Here is a 24041-nt window from a genome sequence, read left to right as displayed (position 1 = left end):
TGTGTGCGGGCCGATGACCCGGCACTTTCCTGTATCAGCCATTGAAGCAGACGCCGCCTAGAGCCACCATGAAAGAGTTCACCGACCATCCGACGGTGCCGGGAGGGCTTGCCCATGGTCGCCTCGATGGCAACGGGCCTGGCGCTGGTCTGGTAGACGTGGGTAGGGCAGGCTCCCGCTAAGAATGAGGACGGCCGGGTCGACAGTACCCTATGGGTGTGTCTTCCACGACCGTGGCATCTCCTCTCCTAGATCTCCTAGACCCTGTCGGGCCGGAGTCGCTACGAGTCCTCGAAGGGCTGCGACGAGACATCGTCCGGTTCGTGGCGCCGCAGGATGGTCTCGGCTTCAGGTTGGGTGTTGTCCGGGACGATCACCTTGACCTCGTTGGTCTCCTTGTCGAGGTACAGCTTCTCCCGGGGAAAGCCCTCGGAGACCAGCTCGTCGAAGGCATTGACGGCCTTGTCGTTGCTGCCATAGGCAGCCGTAACGGTCTGTGTCATGAAACCCTCCATAACAGGGGTATGGACTGACCGGCGCCGGAAGCACCGGGATAAGACGAGAGGGGCATCCCCTCGCCATACCTTTAGTGTAGTTATATTCGCTCTCCTGCAACCAGCCACCCTTTCCACGCAGGGCTTGTCGTGGATCAGGGCGGGGGTTGCCGATTCGGCGACCGGTGATTGCCCAGGCAGCAAGGATCAGGCCATTTCCCTCAGCTGCCAGTCGTTGTCGGTGAGCGGCTGGCCGCCCTCGGGGGTGACCCGCATGGTGTCGCTGAGCCCGATGCCCCACTGCCCCGGCAGTCGCAGGCAGAGCGGCAGATGGAAGACCATGTCGGCGGCGAACTCGCGATGCTGGCCGCGGGCGATGTAACCGGTGCCCTCGACCCAGCTGGGAGGGAACTGCGCCCCCACCGCATAGCCGAACACCCCCGAGAAGAACACGCGCTCGGCATGGGGCGCCAGCACTGCCTCGGCGGCACGGGCGGCATCGTCGAAGGTGCGGCCGGGACGCATCGCGGCGATCAGCGCCTCGAACATCTCGCGACACACATCGCGCAGCACCTGCATCTCGCTGCTGGCCCGGCCGGCCACGGCAGTGCGCATCATTGGCGCGGTGTAGCGGTGAAAGGCCGAGCCGAACTCCAGAAACACCGGGTCATCCGCGGCGATCACATGGCGCTTGTGGTTGACGTGGATGACGCTGATGCGCCGACCGGTGGTGACGATGGGCTGCAGGCTCATGAACTCGCTGCCGGCCGCCAGCAGCGCCCGGCTGCCTTCTGCCGCGACCTCGTTGTCGGTGACCCCGGGCGCAATGATCTCGATAGCCGCCCGCAGGCCGGCGGCGGTGATCTGCGCACTCTCGCGCAGGCAGTCGAGTTCCGCCGGTGTCTTGACGATGCGGATGCGGTCTAGCAGCTCACCGCCGTCGTCGCTGAAGCGCCCGCTGCCAAGGCGGGCCTGCAGCTCGCGGATGACGCCGTGACGCAGGCCGGACCCGAAGACATCCAGGCCGATGGCAGGGAAGGGGGCGAGGATCTCGGCCAGCGGCGCGATCACCTCCTCGATGCCTTCCCAGCGATAGCCCAGAATCTCGTCCACCGTGGCGGTGACCACGGCCGGGCCGGTCTCGATGGAGGGTACCTGCAGAACCAGTCGGTCGGCCGAGACGACCAAGCAGGTGTACACCGAGACCTCGAAGGTGTGATAGCCGGTCAGGTAGAAGATATCGGCGGGGTCGGTCAGCAGCAATGCGTCGAGCCCGGCGGCCTGCATGGCCTGTCGCACCCGGCGCCGACGCGCCGCAAACTCCTCGAGGGCAAAGGGCAATTCACTCTCGGCGAGGCAGTCGACCAGGGTGTGGCGGTAGGCGTGGTGATCCATCGGATGGCGCTCCTGGGTGAACGAGATTCCCTGGCAGTGTAGTCATGACGGGCGTCACGTCCCCGGGAATCGCGGCAAAATATCCCTGTTCGCCTCCGCCCCGGTTTCGTAGAATCCAGCCTCGTGTTTCAACGCCACAGGACAATGCAATGGGCAGGGCCTTCCAGAACCGCAAGGAATCCATGGCCAAGACGGCCGCCGCCAAGACCAAGGTGTACAGCAAGTATGGCCGCGAAATCTACGTCTGCGCCAAGCAGGGCGGCACCGACCCGACCGGCAACCTGGCCCTGCGCGGTCTGATCGAGCGCGCCAAGAAGGACCAGGTACCCAGCCACGTGATCGACAAGGCCCTCGACAAGGCGTCAGGGGTGGGCGGCGAGGACTTCTCCCCGGCCCGCTACGAAGGCTTCGGGCCGGGCAACTGCATGGTCATCGTCGAGTGCCTGACCGACAACCCGAACCGCACCTTCGGCGACGTGCGCGCCTGCTTCAACAAGGCCAAGAGCAAGCTCGGCACCCCGGGCAGCGTCAGCCACATGTTCGATCACTGCGCCATCCTCGCCTTCCCGGGCGATGACGAGGAAGCCACGCTCGAGGCACTGATGGAGGCCGAGGTCGATGTCACGGACATCGAGAGCGAAGACGGCCACATCACCATCTTCGCTCCCCATACCGAGTATGCCAAGGCCAAGCAGGCACTGCTCGACGCCTTCGGCGAACTCGAGTTCGAGATCGACGAAATCCAGTTCGTGCCCCAGACCGTGACTCCCGTCGAGGGTGACGACGTGGCGATGTTCGAGAAACTGCTCGACACCCTCAACGAACTGGACGACGTGCAGAACGTCTTCCACAACGCCGAGATCGAAAACGAAACGTGAGGCGCCGCGAGAGCGCCCGCGTCGAGCGCGTCACTCCACCGTGATGGTGATGGCGTCAGAAGTGACCGGCGGGTCGAAGCTGACGTGGTTGGCATCCATGAACAGCAGCTGCAGGCTATGCTCGCCGGATTCGAGCTCCAGGGAGGTCTCGGTCTGGCCGCCGCCGAAGTGGCGCATCGCGTCATTGGCCGGCAGGGGCTGGTCGAGATCCACTTCGTCCAGCGGCGTGTCCACCAGCAGATGATGGTGGCCGGTGCCCTCGGCCTGGGTGCCGGCGGGCGCCACGCCCATGCCCTTGAGCCCCATGCGCACGGTAAATGGGCTCTCGACGGTGGCCCCGTCCTCGGGCGAGATGAAGTAGACCTCGCTACCCTCCGGGGCCGAGGTGCGTTCCATCTGGGCCAAGGCCGGGGCGGCCACTAACATGCTGCCCGCCAGGGCCAGGCCTGTCATCCAGTTGTTCATTGACGTCTCCTCATCGATGACCGGCGTCGCCCGCGGTGGGCGACACTCGACTACAGCGTAGTCGAGCCAGGCATCGGGCGTCACGACTTGGCGGATGCCTTACCCAGGAGGTCACGGATCGCCTCGGCCTCCAGGGTTTCCTGCTCCTCCAGGGCCGAGGCCAGGGTGTCCAGATCTTCCCGATGTGACTCGAGTAGCTCTCGGCCGCGCGTTTCAAGCTCGGTCAACAGCCGCTGTATCTCCTCATCCACGAGCCCCGCCATGGCTTCGCTGTGTTCGCGGGACTGAGCCATCTCCTTGCCCAGGAAGACATGCTCCTGGCTCTGAGCAAACATGACCGGTCCGATACGCTCGCTCATCCCCCAGCGAGCCACCATGCGCCGCGCCAACTGCGTGGCCTGTTCCAGGTCATTTTCGGCGCCGCTCGACACTTCCCCGAAGACGATGGATTCCGCCAGGCGACCGCCGAACATCACGGTGATGCGGTCCCGCAGATAGGCTTCGCCATGGTTATAGCGCTCTTCATCGGGCACCTGTGCGGTCACGCCGAGGGCACGGCCGCGTGGCAGCACCGTGACTTTTTCGAGAGGATCGGCCTTGGGCAGGAGGTATGCGAGCAGCGCGTGGCCCGACTCGTGATACGCCACGATGTGGCGCTCGCTATCGGAAAGGCCGACATCCTTGGCCTCACCAAGCAGCAGGCGATCGCGAGCCGCGGAGAAACAGGCCCAATCCACCTCCTTCTGGTCATTGCGACCCGCCTGGAGGGCGGCTTCGTTGGCGAGGTTGGCCAGGTCTGCCCCCGAGAAGCCGATGGTAATCTCGGCCAGCTTCTCGAAATCGACGTCATCGGCCACCGGCATGTCGCGCGTATGGACGCGCAGGATATCCCGGCGCGCCTCGCGATGCGGATTCTCAAGGGTCACCTTGCGATCGAAGCGACCCGGACGTAACAGTGCCGAGTCGAGCACGTCGGGACGATTGGTGGCGGCCAGGACGACAACAGGCTCATCGGCCTGGAACCCATCCATCTCGGAGAGAATCTGGTTGAGCGTCTGCTCTCGCTCATCGTGACCGCCACCCATGCCGGCGCCTCGGGAGCGGCCGATGGAATCCAGTTCATCGATGAAGATGACCGCCGGCGACTGCTCCTTGGCCTGCTTGAAGAGATCACGGACGCGCGACGCCCCCACGCCGACGAACATCTCGATGAACTCCGAGCCGCTGATGCTGAAGAACGGCACGTCGGCCTCGCCGGCTACCGCCTTGGCCATCAGTGTCTTGCCCGTGCCAGGGGGGCCCATCATCAGGATACCGCGAGGAATCTTGGCACCCAGTGCCTGAAAACGTTCCGGCTCCCTGAGAAACTCGACGACCTCCAGGACTTCCTGTTTCGCGTTCTCCGAACCAGCGACATCGTCCAGGCGTACATGGCTCTCTTCACTGCTCACCTGGCGCGCCTTGGACTTGCCCATGTTGAACAGCCCGCCGCCCGACATGGCACGCTGCTGCATCCGATTCCAGAACCAGAACATCAGCCCCAGGATCAGGATCCAGGGCAGGGCCCCGACCAGAACGCGCTGCCACCAGGGCGGATCGATGGGCTCGGCGTCGATTTGCACGCCATTCGCCTCGAGACGCTCCAGCAAGCGCTCGCTCTCGACGTTCGGACGCGTGGACTCGAAGCCATCGGCCTGGTCGAGATCCCGCGCTTCGATGCCTGCGTCGCTGAAGGTGCCTTCCACCGACTGGCCGCGCAGCGTGACCGAGTCGACGTGTCCCTGCTCTACGGCCGTCAGAAATTCGGAATAGGTGAACTCGACCTGCTGTTGACGCTGCGACGAATCGAGATAGTGGAACAGCAGCACGATGGCCAGGGCGATCCAGAGGAAGGACAACCACTGCCGACGGGAAGGCTGCGTCTCTTCCGGATACCAGAGAGGCGACCGCTTGGGTTTGTTGTGTTGCTGGTCGGATGAGGCGTCGTTATCGTGTCGGGGCATGGGGAACTCGGCGATGATGGCAGGTCGACCAACATGCCGCCCCCCATCAGAGATTTCAAGGCCAGCGGCAGGCCTCAGCGCTCGCCGTGGGACTCCCGCCAGGCCTCTGCGGCCTCCTCCACGCCGGGCTCATCGTCGCGAGACAGCGCGGCACGGCGCTCGGCCTCCTCTTCGCGCACGTCGTCGATCACCGTCATCAGCTCGTCCACGTCCACGGTACTGGTATCGTGCTCGAAGCACCCGGTCAGCTGGCTGTCCGGGTGCAGGTCGCCCGCCTCGTAGAGCGCCCAGATCTCCTTGCCGTAATCGGTGGTCAAAAGCTCCGGGGCGAAGCGGCCGAAGTAGCGGCGCATGTTGTCGACATCGCGCTCGAACATCATCTCGGCGCTGTTGTTGCCGGCGGCATCCACCGCCTGGGGAAGATCGATGATCACCGGGCCGTCGGCTGCGAGCAGCACGTTGAACTCGGACAGGTCGCCATGGATCAGGCCGGCACACAGCATGCGCACCACGTCCCCGAGCACCTTGGCGTAATGGGCCCGAGCCTCGTCGGCCGTCAGTGACACGTCATCCAGTCGGGGGGCGGTCAGGCCCTCGGCATCGGTGATCATCTCCATCAGCAGCACGCCGTCGACGAAGCCATGGGGCTTGGGCACCCGCACGTCCGCCGCCGCCAGCCGATAGAGGGCATCGACCTCGGCGTTGAGCCAGGCCTGCTCCTGCTCCTTCTGGCCGTAGCGCGTCTTCTTGGCCATCGCGCGTGAGCGGCGGCTGTTGCGCTCCTTGCGTCCTTCCTGGTACTGCACGGCCTGCTTGAAGCTGCGCTGCTTGGCCTCCTTGAAGACCTTGGCACAGCACCGCTCGCCATGGGAGCGCACCACGTACACCTGGGCTTCCTTGCCGCTCATCAGTTGGCTCTCGACCGCTTCGATCAGACCGTCGTCGACCAGCGGTTGCAATCTCTTGGGTATCTTCATATCACCACGTTGGCATAGAACCCGTCGGCTGGGTATCCCGCGGGCGTATCACGTTGTATTCCGGTCAGCGGCTGATGCGGCGGGCACGAAAGTTGCGCCCCTTGAGCTTGCCGCTGCCCAGCTGGTCGAGGGCCGCATCGGCGACATCGCGTCGCACGGCCACATAGGCGCTGTTGGCAAGCACCTTGATCTTGCCTACCTGATCCCCGGCGATCCCGCCTTCGCCCGTCAGGGCGCCAAGGATGTCGCCGGGACGCAGCTTCTGCTTCTTGCCGCCGCCGAGCTGCAGTGTCGCCATGGCCGGGCGAAGAGGCTGGCGCTCCAGCACCGCACGGGAGGGCAGCGGCTCGGCCTCCAGGGTTTCGCCGAGGAGGTCGGCGAGCTTCGCCAGACGGTAGTCCTCCTGCTCGCTGAGCAGGGTACAGGCCACCCCGGAGCCGCCGGCCCGACCGGTGCGCCCGACACGATGGACATGCACCTCGAGCTCACGGGCAATACGGTAGTTGAACACCGCATCCAGGGCATCGATGTCCAGCCCGCGCGCGGCCACGTCGGTGGCCACCAGGATCGAGGCGCTGCCGTTGGCGAACAGCACCAGCAGGCGATCGCGGTCGCGCTGCTCGAGATCACCATGCAGCGCCAGGGCGCTGAAGCCCGCGTCATTCAGGGCTTCGGCAACCTCGTCGGTCTCGCGTTTGGTATTGCAGAACACCACGCTGGATGTCGGCTGAAAGTGCAGCAGCAGGCGACGCAGCGCCTCGAAGCGAGCCGACTCGTCCGCCACCCGATAGAAGTGCTGGCGGATCGTGGTGGCGTCGTGGGGCTCGGCCACCTCCACGGTGACCGGCTCGCGCATCAACCGCTCGGCGATGGGCCGGATGCCTTCGGCATAGGTGGCGCTGAAGAGCAGCATCTGGCGGCTCGCCGGGGTCGCGGCGATGATCGCCTCTATGGCCGCCTGGAAGCCCATGTCGAGCATGCGATCTGCTTCGTCCAGCACCAGGGTCTCGAGCGCCCCCAACGCCAGCGAGCCCTTGCGCAGGTGCTCCTCCACCCGCCCCGGCGTGCCGACGACGATGTGCGCGCCATGCTCCAGCGATGCCAGTTGAGGCCCCAGTGGAGCGCCGCCACATAGGGTCAGCACCTTGACGTTGGGCAGGCCCCGCGCCAGGCGACGGATCTCGTCGGCCACCTGGTCAGCCAGCTCGCGGGTCGGACAAAGCACCAGCCCCTGCACCCGAAAGTCGGCCACCGATAACCGTGACAGCAGCGCCAGGCCGAAGGCGGCGGTCTTGCCCGAACCGGTCTTCGCCCGGGCGATCACGTCGCGGCCTGCCAGCATGGGCGGCAGGCTCTCGGCCTGGACCGGCGTCATGGCCAGATAGCCGAGCGAATCGAGGTTGGCCAGCAGTTCCGGCGCCAGCGACAGCGTGGCGAAGGAAGCGTCGGAGAGGGGATCAGACAAGGAATCATCCTGCAGACAAGAGGGCAGCCGGGAACAGCAAGCGAGCCGAAGTCGAACGGGCGGCGGCGAAAGCCGAGCGGCATGGGCCAGAGAGTGGGAAATTTTAGGGCCAGTAGTGTAGCAGAAAGTTGACGAGCACGCCGCCCGGACCGCTCGCCTCGACGCCTGCCCTGGGCACCCTGCTACAAGATGGCCACCGGTTCATGCGACTCCGGTCGCGGCGTCCACCCTCACCCGACAGCTACACTTTGCTCAGCATCCACAGGAGCACATCATGACGAATCCCCGCCCTGACCCGTCACGCCGCAAGCTGCTCGGTGGCCTGCTCGCCGCTACAGCCGTAACGGCGCTGCCCTCTCTCATCGCCCCGGCGCGGGCGGCCGAGCCGCTGACCCGCGAGTTGCCCGGTACCGGCGCAGCCCTGCCCCGGGTCGGCCTGGGCAGCTGGATCACCTTCAACGTCGGCGATGATCCGGTACTGCTGGAGGAGTGTACCGAGGTCATGGCGGCCTTCTTCGCTGAAGGAGGACGGCTGATCGACTCCTCGCCGATGTACGGCTCGTCACAGGCGACGATCGGCCACGCCCTGAAACGCCTCGGGGCCGTCGATCGCGTCTATGCCGCCGACAAGGTCTGGACCTCAAGCCCTTCCGAAGGGCCTGAGCAGATCGAGGCCTCCCGGCAAGCCTGGGGCATACCGCGTTTCGACATGTTGCAGGTCCACAACCTGCTGGGCTGGGAAGGCAACCTCGAGACCCTGATGGCGATGAAGGAGGCCGGCGAGGTGCGCCATCTGGGGATTACCACCTCGCACGGGCGACGCCACGGCGAGGTCGAGCGCATCATGCAGCGCGTACCGCTGGATAGCGTCCAGCTCACCTACAACATCGTCGATCGCGAAGCCGAACAGCGCCTGCTGCCGCTCGCCCGGGAGCGCGGCATCGGCGTGATTGCCAACCGCCCCTTCCAGCAGAAGCGCCTGATACGGCGCCTGGAAGACAAGCCGCTGCCACCGTGGGCCGCCGAGATCGCCGCCGAGACGTGGGCGCAGTTCATCCTCAAGTTCATCATCTCCCACCCGGCGGTCACCTGCGCCATCCCCGCGACCACCCAGGTTGTGCATGTCCGCGAGAATCTTGCCGCCGCCCGCGAGCCCCTGCCCGACGATGCCATGCGCAACCGTATGGCCGACTACGTACGGAACCTCTAAGCCATGGGCAGCGCGTGGTGGACCTATCGTCCCGAAGATTTGCTGATGTTCTCGCCGCGCGTCTATGAGCGGCTGTTCGAACTACACAACCAAGCCCTGTGGCCCGCCCAGTTGCTGGCCCTGGTGCTGGGCGGCATGGCGCTAGCCGTCCTGCTGCGCCCCGGCCCGCGCGGCACTCGCCTGGTCCTGATGTTGCTGGCAGTGGCATGGGGCTTCGTGGCCTGGGCCTTCCTGTGGCAACGCTACGCCCCCATCCACTGGGGCATCGCCTATATCGCCCCGTTGTTCGGCTTCCAGGCGTTGCTGCTGGTCGCGCTGGGCAGCCTGCGCGGCGGACTGCGCCTGCCGTGTCACTGGAGCGTACGGCGCGGCATCGGCATCGGGCTGTTCGCTTATGCCCTGGCCCTGCATCCGCTGATTGCCGTGGCGACGGGACGAGGCCTGTCGGGCGCCGAGGTCATCGGACTCACTCCCGACCCTCTCGCCATGGCCACCCTGGCCGTGGGGGCCATGGCCGAACCGGCGAGACGCGCCTGGCCGCTGGTGATCATTCCCGTATTCTGGTGTCTACAGAGTTGGCTGACCCTCGACACACTCGGCGAGCGAAGCGCCTGGCTGCCTCTGCTGGCTGTCGCCGTGGCCCTGACGGCCAGGTTGTGGCCATCACGCCAAGCCCTGCGTTGACTCACTACGCTGGTGCGTGGCGAGAGCCTGATAAGCTGAACACCACAGCGCACGATTCACTCATCCGATCAGGATACCTATCTCATGTCCCGGTCCCGTCTGTTTATCGTCACCCTGCTGCTGGCCACCGGTTTTCTTGTGCTTGCCGGCTGTGACCAGACCGAAAATCCGGAACCCACATCAAGCCTGGCACTCCCGGAAGAGACTGGCGTCCTCAAGGTGGCCACCCGCAACGCGGCCACCACCTACTACCTCGACCGGGAAGAAATCCCGGCCGGGCCAGAGCACGACCTGGTCGAGGGCTTCGCCGAGGCCAATGGCTGGGAGGTGGAATGGACACTGCATGACTCCACCGCTGCTGTCCTCGAAGCCCTGGCCCAGGGCGAGTCCCATCTCGCCGCCGCGGGCCTGACTCACCTCCCCTCTCGCGATGCCAGGTTCAGTCAGGGACCTGCCCATACCGATATCGTCGAGCAACTGGTCTGCCACCGCGACATGCGTCCCTTGCCGCATCAGCTCGACGAGATGGCGGACGTCGAGATCCGGGTCACTGAAGGATCAAGCTATTCGGAGAGGCTCCAGTCACTGGTCAACGAGTATACCGGCATCCGCTTTCAGGAAGATCCGCGCACCACCGAGATTCTCCTCGCCAGGGTGGCCGAAAAGACACTGGAGTGTACCGTGGCCGATTCCAATATCGTTCAGGTGGTGCGCCGGCACTTTCCCCACCTGGAAATCGCCATGAACTTGACCGGCAACGCGCGGCTGGGCTGGTACCTGGCCGAGGGACAGGACGACCTCGCCGCGCGTGCTAATGAATGGATGGAGAGCGCCGAGGGTGAGGAGACCCTCGCTACGGTAGAACACCGCTACTACGACTATATCGACGACTTCGATTTCGTCGATCTGCGGGCCCTCAATGACCGGATTGATGAGCGCCTGCCCGATTACCTCGACCTCTTCCTGGAGGCCGAGGAGCAGACCGGCATGCCCGCCGACCTGCTCGCGGCACTCTCCTACCAGGAGTCACACTGGGACCCGCAGGCCGTCTCGCCCACCGGGGTGCGTGGCATCATGATGCTCACCCAGAACACCGCAAAGTCCCTCGGGGTCGACAATCGCCTGGATCCTGCCGCCGCCATCGACGGCGGGGCACGATATCTCGCCGACCGTCATGAACGGCTGCCCGACGATATCCCCGAGCCAGACCGCACCTACCTGGCCCTGGCCAGCTACAACATCGGTCGCGGTCATGTGCTCGATGCCCGGGAACTGGCCCGGGAGCTCGGCAAGAATCCCGACTCCTGGGAAGACATGGAAGAAGTGCTCCCACTCAAGGCCGACAAGCGCTACTACCCGCAGACCCGCTACGGCTATGCACGGGGCTACGAACCGGTGCACTACGTCCAGCGGATTCGCAACTACCAGGACGTGATCAGCGCTGCGGTGGAAACGTCATCGACTGAGGGGGGATGAGCGCAACGGCCATCGTTTGTGATCCATGAGAAGGCACGCTCGGGGAAACACAAAAAACGCCTTGCTGCATTGCAACAAAAGCGCCTATGGTGGTAGTGCAATCCCCTGAGGAGGGCAATCGCAATGACTACCCCAAAAGCGCAATTCCAATCGTTCGACCACTACGTGCTGCAGTGCTGGGCCGACCGGGCCCACTTTCAGCGGGCCGCCTTCGAGGCCTTCGCCGCCTACCTTGACTGACGAGTCTCACTGACGTGCCTGGAGCACTATCCCGAACGCAGAAAGGCTGTATGATGATTGTGCAACATCTTCAGATACGGAGCAGAAAACACGATCGATCATTCTTTCAAGCCAGCACGGGAGGTTCTCATGAAGGTCTACAAACCGGAATGGCAGTGCACGTTTAGCGTAAACGAGGGCGTGGAAGAATCAGCCAGCTGGAAGGCGCGAATCGCCTGGCGCTTTCGGGAATTCGCCGACAAGCTGGATGGTGGTGGAAGAACGATCAAGATTGACTGCAACGTCACCCCCGAAGTGAGCCGTGAGGATGTCGACACCTGCCTGGAGAAGGGCTTCGCCCTGACCCAGAGCCTGCTCACCCAACTCGCCCATCAGGCCGCCTGCGAAGACGTCATGCGTGATGCCAAGGCAGAGCTGTTCGAGGAAGCGCCTCAGCGTTGAGGCCGTGACCGTACCTGCAAGTGCAGTCACCACACCCCATTCGGCCTCAGGTCGAATGGGGTGTTTTCGTTACGCCGATTTACAGATCCGCCGCCCAGCTGGTGAGCCCGAGTTCGATGACGCGCGCCACCTCCCCTTCCGGAACCGCTTCTGTGTCACCGAGTTCCAGCGGATCGAAATGGAACACATAGGCTCGCGAGGCGAATTCGGCGAAAGGCAGGGAGGCCTCTCCGTAGCGTTCGCCGTTACCCTGGGTCGCACAATGGATTCCCTGGCCCCAGTCCTGGCCGCTGTCGTTGTTGGGATTGTAGAAGTAGACACGCATCTCGCCGTCCGAATCCAGCGCCACCCGCAAGATGGTGATCGCATGCCGACCGACCAGGCGTGCGGCACTATCGGTGACGGCGATCCCCGCGGGCTGGGGATGAATCACCGGCAGGTTGCCGTTGTAGTAGGGGTGATAGCAGGCGTAGAAGTCACGAAGAAAGGCCGCATAATCCTCGATTTGGCCGGTCTGCACATCGACCACGACACGAAAGCCGTAACCCACCCACCAGCCGTAGAATTCGGGATTGATCCAGCGGTGCAGGTCATCGTCACGCTCACCGCACAAGCGGCCCATCTCGATGTAGATGCGATCGAGATGCGGCACCAATAGCAGTGACACGGGATCCACGTCCAGCGGCGGTTCCTTGGCGAGCCCCGCCTCCAGCCCCCGGGAGGAGACCCGCTCGCCTTCGAAGCGCTGGAGGATCTCATCGTCGCGCGCGGCCCAGGCGACGAGTTGCAGCAAGTAATCGGCGTCATTGTCGGCCCACATGGAAATCCCGATCACCGACTGGCAGGTGGGATTGTTGCCCTGCCCCACCCCCAGTGGCTGACCCAGCAGGCTGAGTACCCCGGCGAGCAGGAAGACTCGGGGAGGCTGCGCCTCGCCGAAGACGGTGGCCAGCTTGTCCGAGGTCTCGACGGAGAGTTTCAGGGTGATCTGGCGCCACAGCCCCGAAGCGACGGGATGCGAGAAGAGCGCACCTCGCTCGAGCAACATGGCCAGGCCATAGACCGCCTGGCTGGTTTCCGGAAACACCGCCTCGTCAATCAGGGCATGCACCAGCTGGCTGTAGCACTGCAGCACATCGATGCCGGTCATGCTCAACCCCAGGGCTGCGGGGATGAGGTCATCGCGCTGATGGCGCAGATGGCGGAGGAAGAGAGGGTGATAGGGCGACACCAGGCCGGTCTCGTGCATCGCCCGGGCGAAATCCGCCGCCTCCTCGGCCAGGGTCGCGTCGTCCATGGTCCCCAGGCGCCGAGCATAGACCGCCAGCCCCGGATCCTCGCGACATCCTTTGGTCGGGCCGAAGAGGGCACTGACGAGGCGAGCGGCGCTGTGCATGCCGTCGGTGTCGATCTCGGGATCGAACAGGCAGAGGGCGATCTGGCTGATCATCTCCTTGATGCTGTCCGTCTGGACCGGGCGCTGGGCCAGCAGCCGCTGGACCTCGCCCACCAGGCTCTCGAGGATGCTCTCGTAGCCCAGTCGATCCAGTTGGTATTCGTAGAGGGAGTGGACGATGACGCCCAGCTCCTTGGGACGCTCGCGGTCGGCTTCGGTCATCTGCCCGGACAGCAGGTCCAGGTTCAGCGCCATCACCTGGGTGAGGAAATTCAGTGCCTGCTCGGCGGAGATACCGGGGTGGAAGTAATCGCCCATTACCACGGCAAGCAAGCGGATCTCGCTCAAGGCCTCGATGACCGTATAGCCCGGATCCCCCTGTCGCAGCGTTCGCACGGCCAGGGCAGGCTGAAGGATGGCGGGTTGTCCCCAGTCGCTGTGGACGAAGACCCCAGCGGCCTCGATCGCGGCCACCCGGCCATAGAGGGCATCCAGCCCTCCGGGGGTAGCCATCAGCATCCTGGCCGCCTCGAGCACCTCGGCCCTGGGCGGCTTGGGCTCCTGCTGACGGGCCAACTCGAAACGCGTCAGTGCCGCATCGAACTGCTCGGCCAGGGGATGGATATCGTCGGCGGGGTTATGGGTATTCATGACGCCATGGTTCCTTGACTTTCGACTCATCGTTTCGACCCGCTATAGGGTCTGATTTTCCGCTTCAGCCACCCTGCCATTCGATAGTGAGGGCGTGGTCGAGCTTCCGGATAGCGCTATGATACCTTGGCGAGGCCCGACAAAACGGAACAGATGAAGAGGATCGAACATTCCGGTGCTGTGCAGCAGCGGAGGCCTCAACACGGTATACAAAGCTGGATGGCTGTGCACACTTTCACTCCCGGGGCAGCCCCGCCTCCTCGGTCAGGAAGGCATCGATTCCTTGCAGATAGCGTGGCTCGCTCTCCAGGTAGCCGGTATTGTGCCCCCCGCTGATCTCCAGCATTCGCTTGGGTTCCGACGCCGCCGCGTGGACGGCTTCGCCCTCGGCAAAGGGGATGATGTCATCCTCCCGGCTGTGGATCACCAGTAACGGGGCCTGGACCTTCGCCACACGGGAGACGGTGTCATAGTCGAACCGCGACAGCCAACGGGCCGGCAGGATGGGATAGAGCCGCTGGGCCAGCTCTGGAACCGAACGGAACGGCGATTCGAGTATCAGGGCCACCGGCCGCGAGTCGTCCTGCAGCTCCGCAGTCAGCCCTGCGGCAACGGCGGCCCCCAGCGAACGACCGAACACCACGATCTCATCGGGTGCCAGGTCGGCCGTCTCGCGCAACCAGCGCCAACCGGCCCGAGCATCGAGGGCCGTGCCCGCCTCCGAGGGGCTACCCTCGCTTTGCCCGTAGCCGCGGTAATCGAGGATCAGCACCGAAAGTCCCAGGCGATGGAACTGTTCGATCGAGTCCAGGCGGTGGGAGATATTGCCGGCATTGCCATGCAGGAACAGCAGGTTGCCCCGTGCCGTCCGAGCCGGCACCCACCAGGCAGCCAGGCGCAGACCATCGTCGGTTCGTAGGGTGACCGGCTCATATTCCAGCCCGCGATCTTGCGGAGTGGCAAGATATTCACGCCCGCCCGCATGCGGCTGATAGAGCAACCGGCCCTGGAAGGCGCAGGCCACCATCACCAGCATGGCGTAGGCCAGCAGCAGCCAGAGGAACAGGCGCAACAGGGGATGGAAATCACTCATCGGCATCCTCGCGATCCGCGGCTCATCCACCAGCCTAGTCCAGCCACGGCAGCAGCAATTGGCCTGCGACCCGCCATCTACCCTAGACTGGTCGGATTTTCCGCGACATCAAGGAAGGACAGCATGCAATCACGCTACTTCACCATCAACGACTTCCCCCAGGGCACGCCGGGGCGCGAGCTGTTCGAGCTGCACGAAGCCGAGCTATCCGACCTGGCCGAGGGCGAGGTGCGAATCCGCAACACCTGGCTGTCGGTGGACCCCTACATGCGCGGGCGGATGAGCGGCGTGAAGACCTACATCGACCCCTTCGTCATCGGTGAGCCGCTGGAAGGCGCCGCAGTGGGTGAAGTGATCGAGTCGCGGGACTCCCGCCTGGCCGTGGGCGACAAGGTCCGGCACATGGCCGGCTGGCGGGACATCGCCCAGTTGCCGGGCGACCAGGTCGAGTCGCTGCCGAGCATCGAGGTCCCGGAGCAGGCCTACCTCGGCGTGCTCGGCATGCCGGGCATGACCGCCTGGACGGGCCTGAACCGGATCGCCGAGATGCGCGACGGCGACAACGTGCTGGTCAGCGCCGCCAGCGGTGCGGTGGGTTCACTGGCCGTGCAGCTGGCCAAGGCCAAGGGCGGCACCGTGGTCGGCATCGCCGGGGCGCCCGAGAAGCTCGAGTGGCTGGAATCCCACGGCATCAAGGCGGTCAGCTACCGCGACAGGGACACCCAGCAGCTGACCGAGGCGCTCAAATCGGCCTGCCCGGAGGGCTTCGATGTCTACTATGAGAACGTCGGCGGTGTCTGCCTCGAAGCGGCCCTCAACACCCTGCGGATCGGCGGTCGCATCGCCGTATGCGGAATGATCGCCCGCTACAACGCCGAGAAGCCGGAGCCGGGGCCGAGCAACCTGGCCATGGTGCTGATCCAGCGCCTGCGCATGCAGGGCTTCATCATCTTCGATCACTGGGACGACTATCCAAGCTTCCTGAAAGAAGTTGGCCCGCGGGTCGCCAAGGGCGAGATCGACTACGAGGAGACCGTCGAGGAGGGACTCGAGCGCACTCCGGGCGCCTTCCTGGCGCTGTTCGAGGGCGCCAACACCGGCAAGATGCTGGTACGGCTCTGAACGACCCCTGGCTGATGGGCGAGAAGCCCATCAGCGCTCTGCCGAGTCATCCCGCTCGTCTCTCTCGCTCACCCCGGATACCTCGGACACCGACGAGGTGACCGTACTGATCAGTTGGGGCACGAAGCGTTCCGAAAAGCCCGCCACGAACGACCAGAACAGCAGCTTGGCCAGATCCGGCCCGGAGCTCGGGTAGGTCTTCTGGAAGATGTGCAGCATGAAATCCTCGCCCTCTTCGATATCGTCCTGATTCGGGAACGAGAACGCGGGAAAGAGATCGCCCGATACGATGCCGGAGAGGAACACCAGATAGAGCACCAGGGCGAACACCCCGCCGAAGATGGGCACCAGCAGGATCTGGAACCAGGAGGCATTCAGCAAGGCGAGCTCTTCGTCCGCAACCTTGTTCAGACGTTGCTGGATACTGACGAACCCCCCGATGATGCCGCACAGGGGCACCGCCCAGGTCACCAGAAACCGTTGATTGAAGAAGAAGGTCAGCGCGAAGACCCCTCCCAGCACGGCAACCGCCACCGTCGTCATGACGATCAGGCGCTTGGTGATGGCATGGATATGCCGGATGCGCTCCATGATGCGACCTCTCAGAACCCTGCTCCCTCCCTTGACGATAGTCGACATGCCCAGGGTCCACCATGCGGCAGGGTGCCCGTCGGCTACCCTCCGGACCTCCCGCCGCGGATGACAGAACCTTCGTGATGCAAGGGTCCCCTGGGCTGACACCTCCTCACGCCATCAGCATGCAGATCGGGGTTTCCGCCCTCAGCCGCGCGGGTCTAGCACGCCCGCATACCGAACCCCGCTCAGCAGGGCCATCTCGCGATGCCAGGTGGCCAGGTCTTCGCGATTTAACTTGGAGAGGCTATCGTGGCCACAGGCCCGCGCCATGACCTGCATCAGCGAGACGGAGGCCTCGAGGAAATTCTGTAGCTGGTGCGCGGACTTGTCGACATTCAGCCGCTGGCGCAGGTCCTCCCGCTGGGTGGCGACGCCGGCCGGACAGTTGTTGGTGTTGCAGATCCGGGCGGCCACGCAGCCGATCGATTGGATGGCGCTGTTGGCGATGGCGATGCCGTCCGCTCCCAGGGCCATGGCCTTGACGAAGTCGCTCGGCACCCGCAACCCGCCGGTGACGATCAGGGTGACCCGGCCACTGGCGCCCTGCTCGTCCAGATGGCGACGGGCGCGCGCCAGGGCCGGAATGGTGGGCACGCTGATATGGTCGCGGAAGAGCTCCGGCGCCGCCCCGGTGGCCCCGCCGCGGCCATCGAGGATGAGATAGTCGGCACCCGCATCGAGAGCGAACTGGACATCCCGCTCGATGTGGTTAGCGCTGAGCTTGAAGCCCACCGGAATGCCACCGGTTACCTCCCGCACCCGGTCGGCGAAGTGCCGGAAATCCTGCACCGAGTGCAGGTCCTGGAAGGTGGGAGGCGAGGTCGCGGGTTCACCTTCCGGGATGCCGCGCACCTGGGAGATCTTGCCGGTGTTCTTGTTACCCGGCAGGTGGCCGCCAATGCCGGTCTTGGCCCCCTGCCCGCCCTTGAAATGGAAGGCCTGGACCTTTTCCAGCAACTCCTCCCGGTAGCCGAACTGGGCGCTGGCCAGCTCATAGAAGTAGCGGGAATTCTCCTGCTGCTCCTCCGGCAGCATGCCACCTTCTCCGGAACAGATCCCGGTACCGGCCAGCTCGGCGCCGCGGGCCAGGGCAATCTTGGCCTCCTCGGAGAGGGCGCCGAAGCTCATGTCCGAGACGAACAGCGGCATGCTCAGGGTCAGCGGTTTCCTTGCCTCCGGGCCGATGACCAGCTCGGTGGCGACCTCGGCATCCTCCATCAGCGGCTGGGTCGCCAGTTGGGCGGCCATGATCTGCAGGTCGTCCCAGTGCGGCAGGGTGTGTCGCGGCACCCCCATGGCGGTGGTCGGGCCGTGGGGGCCCATCTTCTTCAAGCCTTCCCGGGCCAACTCGTGGATGAATGCCACCGTAGGCTCTTCCCGGGTGGCCTCTGCCTCCGGGGCCTTGTCGGAGGCATCTTTCGCCTCCGGGCCCTCGTCAGCGGCGTCTTTCGCCTCGTCGGGCGCCTCCTTGCCCACCTGGTCGTCATCGAACTTCTTGTGAGTCCCGTCGCAGAAGGGCGCATCGGCGGTGTGCTTGCACTGGCAGAGCACGGCCTCGCCATCCTTCTTCGCCACGAAGCTCTTGGGCGTGAAGCCGGTGCCGGCGTGGGAACCGTCGCAGAACGGCTGGTCGGCGGAACGCCCGCAGCGGCAGAACGCGTACTCCTTGCCTTTGGTCAGGGTCACCTTGGCGGGCTTGTTGTCGGCGATAATGGGATTGCTCATGAGGACTCACTCCTGGTCGGTTTGGCGCCGGCGACACGGGCAACCCGGCGCGATGGTGTGTCAGGTGCCTGCTTTCGACACCCTGAGGCGCAAGGCCCTCGACTCTCCTGGCACACATCCTGCCGGTCATGGTGACACAGCAGGCGACGAGTCGCCCTCGCGCGCCATCAACCCTCCGACAGCACCCATGACGCGCTGGACAAGATGACGACCAACGTCGGGGTACCAAAGTCTGCGGCACAAGGTGGCTGATGTACTGGCCGTTGGATGGTAAAGTTACAACTCTGTAACAACGGGAATCCGCGCTGATTGACCAGAGATGGCGGATACTGCGGCAACCACCAAGATCCTGCCTCTCATGACCTCCTTTCATAACGCTTCCCAGTCGGCTATCCGCGGCCACGACCCCCTTCTCGATCGGCTCCAGACCCCGGTCTGGATCTTCGATATCGAGCAAGAGCGGATGCACTACCCCCCCCTCATTCATCAGGGTGCCGAATGCGGGGGTTGAACCGAGGTGTTGCCGGCCCCGATCCGCTTCAACGTCATCGAGCCGCTTGATCGCTGGATGATTTATTCCCTACTTGGATTTAAAAGCAGTTATCCATAGCTTATAAGCATCAATGTCGAGCGTCGGCGCAGCCGTGTCCGTCGACCTTCGTGGTGGTCGCCTTTCCTGATGCGTGCGTTGTGGTGTTGCCGGGTGTCAGGCCAGAGCCGTCAGCCTCGGCAGTCCCTTCAGCAAGGTGGGCCACCATTTGTCAGCGGCATCGCCGAGGTGAACCGTGATGCGCCGAGCGTGCAGCGATAACGTCGCCGCGACCTTGAGCACCTGCTCGCGCATCCGCATCAGGCTCCACCCCTGTCGGGTTTGCCTGACCAGCAGGCAACGCAGGCCATGCAGCACTTGGTAGGCGCAGAGGCTCAGCAGCAGACTCACCTCGTTGCGGGCCATCACGTCCTGGACGGTGGAGGCGCCACGATCCGTCGAGGAGAGGTGCACGTCGAGCGCCGACTTCACCTCACCCATGTGGGCCTCGGCGCTACCGCGCTTGCGGTAGAGCGCCAGGACCTTCTGCGGTGGCCAGTCGAACTTGCCGAGGTTGGTGACCAGGAAGAAGGCATGCAGCAGTAGATCATCGGGGCGTTCCTGCACCACCAGCACCACGCGGCGTGGCGTTGGCCAGGAACCGGCTTGATACTCAAGATCGTGGCACCACTCCCGAGGTTGCTCGGGCGGGCGGCCTCGAGGCCGTTTCAGGTACGGCGCCGCCAGCTTCTGGAGGCCTGAGTGACTGCGCAGCCGTCCCAGGTATTCGATGCCGCGCTCTTCCAGGGCTTCCAGCGTGTCGTTGTTGGTGAAGCCCGCATCAATGCGCACCCGAACACTGGCGCCGGTGCTCTCGTTGAGCCGACGCACCAGGTGCGGAATCCAGGTGTCGGCGTTCTCGGCCGGGCCGGCGTTGCCCTCGCGCAGCAAGCCACCGACCATGTCGCCGGTCTCGGCCAGCGAGGCAATTAGTGGCGAATAGATCCGTGCGCCGACATGACCATGGTAGGCCGAGCCGCCCTGATGGCCGTGGACCTCGATCGGCAGGCCGTCGATGTCCAGCGTCAGCTGCGTGGGGCGCTCGCCGCCATTCAGCGAGGTCAAGCGCCAGATGGCCAGCCGCAGCAGGCCTTCGTGCACGATATCGATGTTGTCGTTGTGTCCAAGGCACGTCAGCAAGCGCGACAGCGTGGCTTGAGACGGTCGGTCCTGCGCCAATGGCGTTGTCCCCCGCGCATCGCTGCACGCCAGTTGCCAGACCGGATCCCGTCGCAGCGTGTCGGTATCGCTGAGATCGATCCAGCCCATGGCCCGTTGCAGCACCACGGTACGAACTTAGCTGGCCAGTGAATGGCGGACGCGTTGGGGGTCGCGGCGATCGGCCAGATGGTCCTCCAGCGCGTCAATGACACCGCTGTTGTCGAGCGCTTCGCGCAGCAGCAGAGCACCGCTATCGCTGCTGGTGCGCTGACCGCTCATCTCGACGCGGATGGACCCGTTGCAGGAGGGAGTCCAGGTGGATAAGCTTTCACCCATGGCGAGTGGTCCTCTTGAATCGTGTTCTGGCTGGAACATCCTGATTCTACAAGGTAATCCACTCGCCATCTTCATTTCTACGTCAGCCCGGTGAATTAGGCGGGACTACGCCAATACCGCCGCCTTGAAACTCTGGGGGGCGGAAACGCCATATGAACTCTATGCCCGTGACTTCTCCTCAACGATGAGCGAGGCGACACGGCGACGCCTGGCGGATTATCTCCCTCGCCTGGCAGAGGGCGAGGTCATCGACGAGCACTGGAGCTTCTACCCCGGCGGTCAGGCTGTCTCGATGCACTGTCGCTGCAGCGGTATCGTCATGGGTGACGGACGAACCGGCATGCTCATCGAGGGGCTCGAAAGCGAGATATCTCTGGATGCCTCCAGCTTGCGCGCCCTGGAGGCCGTGAGGCACACGCCCATGATGGTCTCGGTGTTCGACGGGCATGGGCGCCTGCTGATGCGCAACCCGGCCGCCTTCGAAGCCCGCCGAGGCCTGACCTCCTTCAAGGCTTGCTTCACGGATCACGACTTCGCCGGGCAGATCCTGGAGCAGTTGAAGGACGAGCAGAGATGCTCACTGGATACGATCATGCAACTCCGCGATAGCGAGCGCTGGCATCATGTCGATCTTTGCCTCGCCACCGACCCCAAGACGGGCCTGCCGATGATCGTGATGGGCGAATTCGACATCACGGAGCGCAAGACACTCGAGACCGCTCAACGCGTCTCCAAGCATCAGTTGGAAGTAGTCATCGAGGGCCTCGACGTGGGCCTGCTCCTCGAGGACGAGAATCGCCGGGTTGTCATGGTCAACCAAGCCTTCTGCGACCTCTTCGCCATCGAGGCGCCGCCAGAAGCCCTGGTGGGCATGGACTGCCGGGAGGCCGCCCAGTCCTCGAAGGGATTTTTCACCGAACCGGAAGGCTTCATGGCGCGCATCGAGGAACTCATCATGGAACGGAGCAAGCAGGCTCGCGACCTGCTGACCATGGCGGATGGCCGCTTCCTGGAGCGCTCATATACGCCCCTGTTCGTCGCCAACCAGTACCATGGTCACCTCTGGGTGTATCGCGACATCACCCGGCAGAGGCGGCAGGAGGCCGACTGGGTCCGCAAGGCCAGCACCGACCCCTTGACCGGGCTGGCCAATCGGCGCTCCTTCGAGGAATCCGCCAGGAGAGTCGCCAGAGCGGTAAAGGAAGAGGAACTCCAGGCGGCCCTGCTGATGATCGACATCGATCGCTTCAAGACCATCAACGATACCCTGGGTCATGCCGAAGGTGACAAGGGCCTGCGGCTACTGGCGGATACCCTGCGAGTCAACCTGCGCAATAGCGACCTGCCGTGTCGCAATGGCGGGGAGGAATTCATGGTAATCATGCCCGGCATGACCCAAGAGGAAGCCCAGACCATCGCCTGGCGCCTGCTTCGTCAGATTGCCGAGGCCACCATCGAGGCCGAGGAGTTGCCCTTCCACTTCACGGTGAGCATCGGCGTTACCGGCTTCAAGCCGACCGATGCGAACATCGAGACCGTCACTCAGCGGGCCGATGCCGCCATGTACCAGGCCAAGCACGAGGGCAGAAACCGTGTGGCAGTTCGCTGGTAACGGCGCCCGGGCAGGCCCGTCTGGATTGATGATATCCATAGCCCGGATTCATTGGATACCTGACTTTCTCGAAGGTATCTTGCCTGCCTCTCCCTCCACGAGGCCACTCTACGTCGATGAAAAATCCTGAGCAGGCACGCCTTTTCGCGCTTCAGCAACTCAATATCCTCGATACTTCCCCCAGCGAGAGCTTCGATCGCATCACCCGCATGGCCAGCCAGCTGTTCGGCTTGCCGATCTCTGCCGTGTCGCTGACGGATGCCGATCGCCAGTGGTTCAAGTCGAGGGTTGGGGTCGATCACTGCGAGATCCCCCGCGAGAAGGCGCCCTGTGCTGACGTGTCTACTTCCTCCCAGGTCGTGATCATCAACGATATGCTGGCCTCGAGCTGCTACCGGGAGAGCCATCTGGCCAACTCGGGCATCCGCTTCTATGCCGGCGCGCCACTGACGACCCGGGAGGGCTATACCCTGGGGGCCATGTGTGTCCTGGGTACCGAGCCGCGTGAGGTCACCGAGCAGGAGAAGGTGACACTGGTCGACCTCGCCGCCATGGTCATGTCGCAGATCGAACTCCAGCATGCCTTCGGCAGGGTCGACTCCCTGACGGGCCTGGCGAATCGTGGCCAGTTCGACGAGGGCCTCCAGGACCTGACCCTCGATGCCCCCGGCGAGCAAAGGGTCGCCCTCTTCACCGAAGTGGTCGAAGCGAGCGAACTGAGCATACTGCACCGCACCATGGGGCCTGCATTCCTGGACGAGTTGGCCCGGGTATCCGCCCAGTGCCTTCAGGAAGCCATCGGCAGCGAATCGAAGCTCTATCATCTTGGCAGCGGCCAGTTCGTCCATCTCGTGTCGGCGGACAGCGACGAGCGCCTGATCGAGCATGCCCTGCGCTTGCGCGAGGACCTGATGGCGCTCGAGTCGGCTCGGGAGGTGCCGGTGCTGGTGCGGCCGGTCGTAGGCATCGCCACCTTCCGGCTAGGCGAGATGACGGTCTCCGATATCCTGCGCAGCGCCCATGCCGCCAGCCTGGACGCTCGCCATATGGGCGAGGGGGCCGGCCTCTTCTCGACGGAACTGGACGACTCTTTCCAGCGTCGCATCATGCTGCTCTCCGATGTGAGCCGGGCCCTGGAGAGTGACGACGAATTCTACCTGGTCTTCCAGCCACGCGTTTCCGTGAAGACAGGAGTCTGCCAAGGCGCCGAGGCCTTGCTGCGCTGGCGACATCCCGTCCTGGGCGAGGTTTCTCCTGCGGAATTCATCCCGCTGATCGAGAACACTCCCATGGCCCGTTCGCTGACGGCCTGGGTGGTCCACCGGGCAATCCGCCAGGCGGCCCTCTGGCACCGACAGGGCAGAAAACTGCGAATCTCGATCAATGTGTCGGCGACCAACCTCGAGGAAGCCGATTTCGCCCAGCGGGTGCTCGCTGAGCTCCGCGAAGCTAACTTACCCACCGACGCCATCGAACTGGAAGTGACCGAGAGCGCCCTGATCGGCAAGGGTCAGGCAGCGGTTTCCCAGCTCGACATCCTGACCGAAGCGGGTATCCTGATCGCCATCGACGACTTCGGCACCGGCTACAGCAGCCTCTCCTACCTTCATGAGCTTCCGGCCAATATCGTCAAGATCGACCGGGGCTTCATCACCCACCTGGGTGAGGATGCACGTACCCGGACCCTGGTGGCGTCGATGATCGGCATGGCCCATGACCTGGGTTACAGCGTCGTCGCCGAAGGGGTGGAGAGCGAGGCCGCCCTCGCCTACCTGGGCCAACTGGGCTGCAACGAGGTGCAGGGCTATCTGTTCGCCAAACCCCTCCTGCCCGACACCTTCGAAACCTGGCTTGGCAGTAAGGGGGCGGCGCGGGTCGGCTGACCGCACAGCGCGGTATCCCTGTCGGATCCTCGAGGAAACGGCCGCGGGTTGTTGTCTCGGCAATCCCATGAGTTCCGAAGCCATCAGGCACACAGGGTGACGCTAGCTT

The 24041-nt window shown here is 64.4% G+C and carries 18 protein-coding genes and 1 pseudogene; 8 read left to right on the top strand and 11 right to left on the bottom strand.

The window, feature by feature from the left end:
* Positions 1 to 281: 281 nt before the first annotated feature.
* Together BMY30_RS07180 and BMY30_RS07175 are read right to left on the bottom strand one after the other, a co-directional pair.
* A complete protein-coding gene (locus BMY30_RS07180; protein ID WP_089712058.1) occupies positions 282 to 503 on the bottom strand; it encodes a hypothetical protein in 222 nt (73 codons plus the stop codon).
* Between the two features lie 198 nt (positions 504 to 701).
* The gene (locus BMY30_RS07175) at positions 702 to 1889 is read right to left on the bottom strand and encodes a M24 family metallopeptidase (RefSeq protein WP_089712056.1); all 1188 of its coding nucleotides are present in this window, start codon (positions 1887 to 1889) and stop codon (positions 702 to 704) included.
* Positions 1890 to 2038: 149 nt separating this feature from the next.
* Between BMY30_RS07175 and BMY30_RS07170 the strand changes: the two genes are divergently transcribed.
* Positions 2039 to 2767 (top strand): YebC/PmpR family DNA-binding transcriptional regulator, encoded by a 729-nt coding sequence (locus tag BMY30_RS07170; protein ID WP_089712054.1) that lies wholly within the window; start codon positions 2039 to 2041, stop codon positions 2765 to 2767.
* 30 nt (positions 2768 to 2797) lie between these two features.
* Here the strand turns inward: BMY30_RS07170 and BMY30_RS07165 are convergent, their stop codons facing one another.
* The 4 genes from BMY30_RS07165 to dbpA form a co-directional block, all read right to left on the bottom strand.
* On the bottom strand, positions 2798 to 3232 hold the full coding sequence (locus BMY30_RS07165) for a DUF4399 domain-containing protein (protein WP_089712051.1): 435 nt from the start codon (positions 3230 to 3232) through the stop codon (positions 2798 to 2800).
* An 80-nt stretch (positions 3233 to 3312) separates the two neighbouring features.
* Entirely contained in the window at positions 3313 to 5235 is a 1923-nt protein-coding gene (ftsH, locus tag BMY30_RS07160; RefSeq protein ID WP_089712049.1) for an ATP-dependent zinc metalloprotease FtsH, read from the bottom strand.
* Positions 5236 to 5309: 74 nt separating this feature from the next.
* On the bottom strand, positions 5310 to 6212 hold the full coding sequence (locus tag BMY30_RS07155) for a PA4780 family RIO1-like protein kinase (protein WP_089712047.1): 903 nt from the start codon (positions 6210 to 6212) through the stop codon (positions 5310 to 5312).
* 64 nt (positions 6213 to 6276) lie between these two features.
* Entirely contained in the window at positions 6277 to 7677 is a 1401-nt protein-coding gene (dbpA, locus tag BMY30_RS07150) for an ATP-dependent RNA helicase DbpA (RefSeq protein WP_089712045.1), read from the bottom strand.
* Between the two features lie 274 nt (positions 7678 to 7951).
* Between dbpA and BMY30_RS07145 the strand changes: the two genes are divergently transcribed.
* The 4 genes from BMY30_RS07145 to BMY30_RS07130 all read left to right on the top strand — a co-directional run bounded on the left by BMY30_RS07145 (position 7952) and on the right by BMY30_RS07130 (position 11728).
* Positions 7952 to 8887, top strand: a complete 936-nt coding sequence (locus BMY30_RS07145; RefSeq protein ID WP_089712043.1) for an aldo/keto reductase — start codon at positions 7952 to 7954, stop codon at positions 8885 to 8887.
* Between the two features lie 3 nt (positions 8888 to 8890).
* Entirely contained in the window at positions 8891 to 9571 is a 681-nt protein-coding gene (locus tag BMY30_RS07140) for a DUF6064 family protein (protein ID WP_089712041.1), read from the top strand.
* A gap of 84 nt (positions 9572 to 9655) precedes the next feature.
* Complete coding sequence (gene mltF / locus BMY30_RS07135; protein WP_089712039.1) at positions 9656 to 11047, top strand: membrane-bound lytic murein transglycosylase MltF; 1392 nt, start codon at positions 9656 to 9658, stop codon at positions 11045 to 11047.
* A gap of 369 nt (positions 11048 to 11416) precedes the next feature.
* The gene (locus BMY30_RS07130) at positions 11417 to 11728 is read left to right on the top strand and encodes a hypothetical protein (protein ID WP_089712037.1); all 312 of its coding nucleotides are present in this window, start codon (positions 11417 to 11419) and stop codon (positions 11726 to 11728) included.
* A gap of 79 nt (positions 11729 to 11807) precedes the next feature.
* On the opposite strand, the gene BMY30_RS07125 is transcribed toward BMY30_RS07130, so the two are convergent.
* A complete protein-coding gene (locus tag BMY30_RS07125) occupies positions 11808 to 13775 on the bottom strand; it encodes a hypothetical protein (RefSeq protein WP_089712034.1) in 1968 nt (655 codons plus the stop codon).
* Positions 13776 to 14010: 235 nt separating this feature from the next.
* A complete protein-coding gene (locus BMY30_RS07120; RefSeq protein WP_089712032.1) occupies positions 14011 to 14868 on the bottom strand; it encodes an alpha/beta hydrolase in 858 nt (285 codons plus the stop codon).
* Between the two features lie 123 nt (positions 14869 to 14991).
* Between BMY30_RS07120 and BMY30_RS07115 the strand changes: the two genes are divergently transcribed.
* A complete protein-coding gene (locus tag BMY30_RS07115; protein ID WP_089712031.1) occupies positions 14992 to 15990 on the top strand; it encodes an NADP-dependent oxidoreductase in 999 nt (332 codons plus the stop codon).
* A 30-nt stretch (positions 15991 to 16020) separates the two neighbouring features.
* Here BMY30_RS07115 and BMY30_RS07110 read toward each other — a convergent pair whose 3' ends face one another.
* From BMY30_RS07110 to BMY30_RS07095, 3 genes and pseudogenes are all read right to left on the bottom strand, one after another.
* On the bottom strand, positions 16021 to 16581 hold the full coding sequence (locus tag BMY30_RS07110) for a hypothetical protein (RefSeq protein WP_089712029.1): 561 nt from the start codon (positions 16579 to 16581) through the stop codon (positions 16021 to 16023).
* A 189-nt stretch (positions 16582 to 16770) separates the two neighbouring features.
* Positions 16771 to 18351, bottom strand: a complete 1581-nt coding sequence (locus BMY30_RS07105) for a glutamate synthase-related protein (RefSeq protein ID WP_089712027.1) — start codon at positions 18349 to 18351, stop codon at positions 16771 to 16773.
* 706 nt (positions 18352 to 19057) lie between these two features.
* A pseudogene (locus BMY30_RS07095) lies at positions 19058 to 20476 on the bottom strand (IS1380 family transposase).
* A 145-nt stretch (positions 20477 to 20621) separates the two neighbouring features.
* Between BMY30_RS07095 and BMY30_RS07090 the strand changes: the two are divergent.
* Positions 20622 to 22049 carry a sensor domain-containing diguanylate cyclase gene (locus BMY30_RS07090; RefSeq protein WP_089712023.1) on the top strand — a complete coding sequence of 476 codons (1428 nt, stop codon included), beginning with the start codon at positions 20622 to 20624 and terminating at the stop codon, positions 22047 to 22049.
* Positions 22050 to 22165: 116 nt separating this feature from the next.
* A complete protein-coding gene (locus tag BMY30_RS07085; RefSeq protein WP_089712021.1) occupies positions 22166 to 23932 on the top strand; it encodes a sensor domain-containing phosphodiesterase in 1767 nt (588 codons plus the stop codon).
* Positions 23933 to 24041 lie beyond the last annotated feature (109 nt).

This window comes from Halomonas daqiaonensis (assembly GCF_900109725.1).
In the GTDB taxonomy this organism is placed as follows: domain Bacteria; phylum Pseudomonadota; class Gammaproteobacteria; order Pseudomonadales; family Halomonadaceae; genus Halomonas; species Halomonas daqiaonensis.
This window is presented reverse-complemented; position numbering and strand designations above follow the sequence as displayed.

Excerpts from the sequence above, each read along its gene's own strand:
- BMY30_RS07180 (WP_089712058.1), bottom strand. The coding sequence starts at position 503 with ATGACACAGACCGTTACGGCTGCCTATGGCAGCAACGACAAGGCCGTC.
- BMY30_RS07175 (WP_089712056.1), bottom strand. The coding sequence starts at position 1,889 with ATGGATCACCACGCCTACCGCCACACCCTGGTCGACTGCCTCGCCGAG.
- BMY30_RS07170 (WP_089712054.1), top strand. The coding sequence starts at position 2,039 with ATGGGCAGGGCCTTCCAGAACCGCAAGGAATCCATGGCCAAGACGGCC.
- BMY30_RS07165 (WP_089712051.1), bottom strand. The coding sequence starts at position 3,232 with ATGAACAACTGGATGACAGGCCTGGCCCTGGCGGGCAGCATGTTAGTG.
- ftsH (WP_089712049.1), bottom strand. The coding sequence starts at position 5,235 with ATGCCCCGACACGATAACGACGCCTCATCCGACCAGCAACACAACAAA.
- BMY30_RS07155 (WP_089712047.1), bottom strand. The coding sequence starts at position 6,212 with ATGAAGATACCCAAGAGATTGCAACCGCTGGTCGACGACGGTCTGATC.
- BMY30_RS07145 (WP_089712043.1), top strand. The coding sequence starts at position 7,952 with ATGACGAATCCCCGCCCTGACCCGTCACGCCGCAAGCTGCTCGGTGGC.
- BMY30_RS07140 (WP_089712041.1), top strand. The coding sequence starts at position 8,891 with ATGGGCAGCGCGTGGTGGACCTATCGTCCCGAAGATTTGCTGATGTTC.
- mltF (WP_089712039.1), top strand. The coding sequence starts at position 9,656 with ATGTCCCGGTCCCGTCTGTTTATCGTCACCCTGCTGCTGGCCACCGGT.
- BMY30_RS07130 (WP_089712037.1), top strand. The coding sequence starts at position 11,417 with ATGAAGGTCTACAAACCGGAATGGCAGTGCACGTTTAGCGTAAACGAG.
- BMY30_RS07125 (WP_089712034.1), bottom strand. The coding sequence starts at position 13,775 with ATGAATACCCATAACCCCGCCGACGATATCCATCCCCTGGCCGAGCAG.
- BMY30_RS07120 (WP_089712032.1), bottom strand. The coding sequence starts at position 14,868 with ATGAGTGATTTCCATCCCCTGTTGCGCCTGTTCCTCTGGCTGCTGCTG.
- BMY30_RS07115 (WP_089712031.1), top strand. The coding sequence starts at position 14,992 with ATGCAATCACGCTACTTCACCATCAACGACTTCCCCCAGGGCACGCCG.
- BMY30_RS07110 (WP_089712029.1), bottom strand. The coding sequence starts at position 16,581 with ATGGAGCGCATCCGGCATATCCATGCCATCACCAAGCGCCTGATCGTC.
- BMY30_RS07105 (WP_089712027.1), bottom strand. The coding sequence starts at position 18,351 with ATGAGCAATCCCATTATCGCCGACAACAAGCCCGCCAAGGTGACCCTG.
- BMY30_RS07090 (WP_089712023.1), top strand. The coding sequence starts at position 20,622 with ATGAGCGAGGCGACACGGCGACGCCTGGCGGATTATCTCCCTCGCCTG.
- BMY30_RS07085 (WP_089712021.1), top strand. The coding sequence starts at position 22,166 with ATGAAAAATCCTGAGCAGGCACGCCTTTTCGCGCTTCAGCAACTCAAT.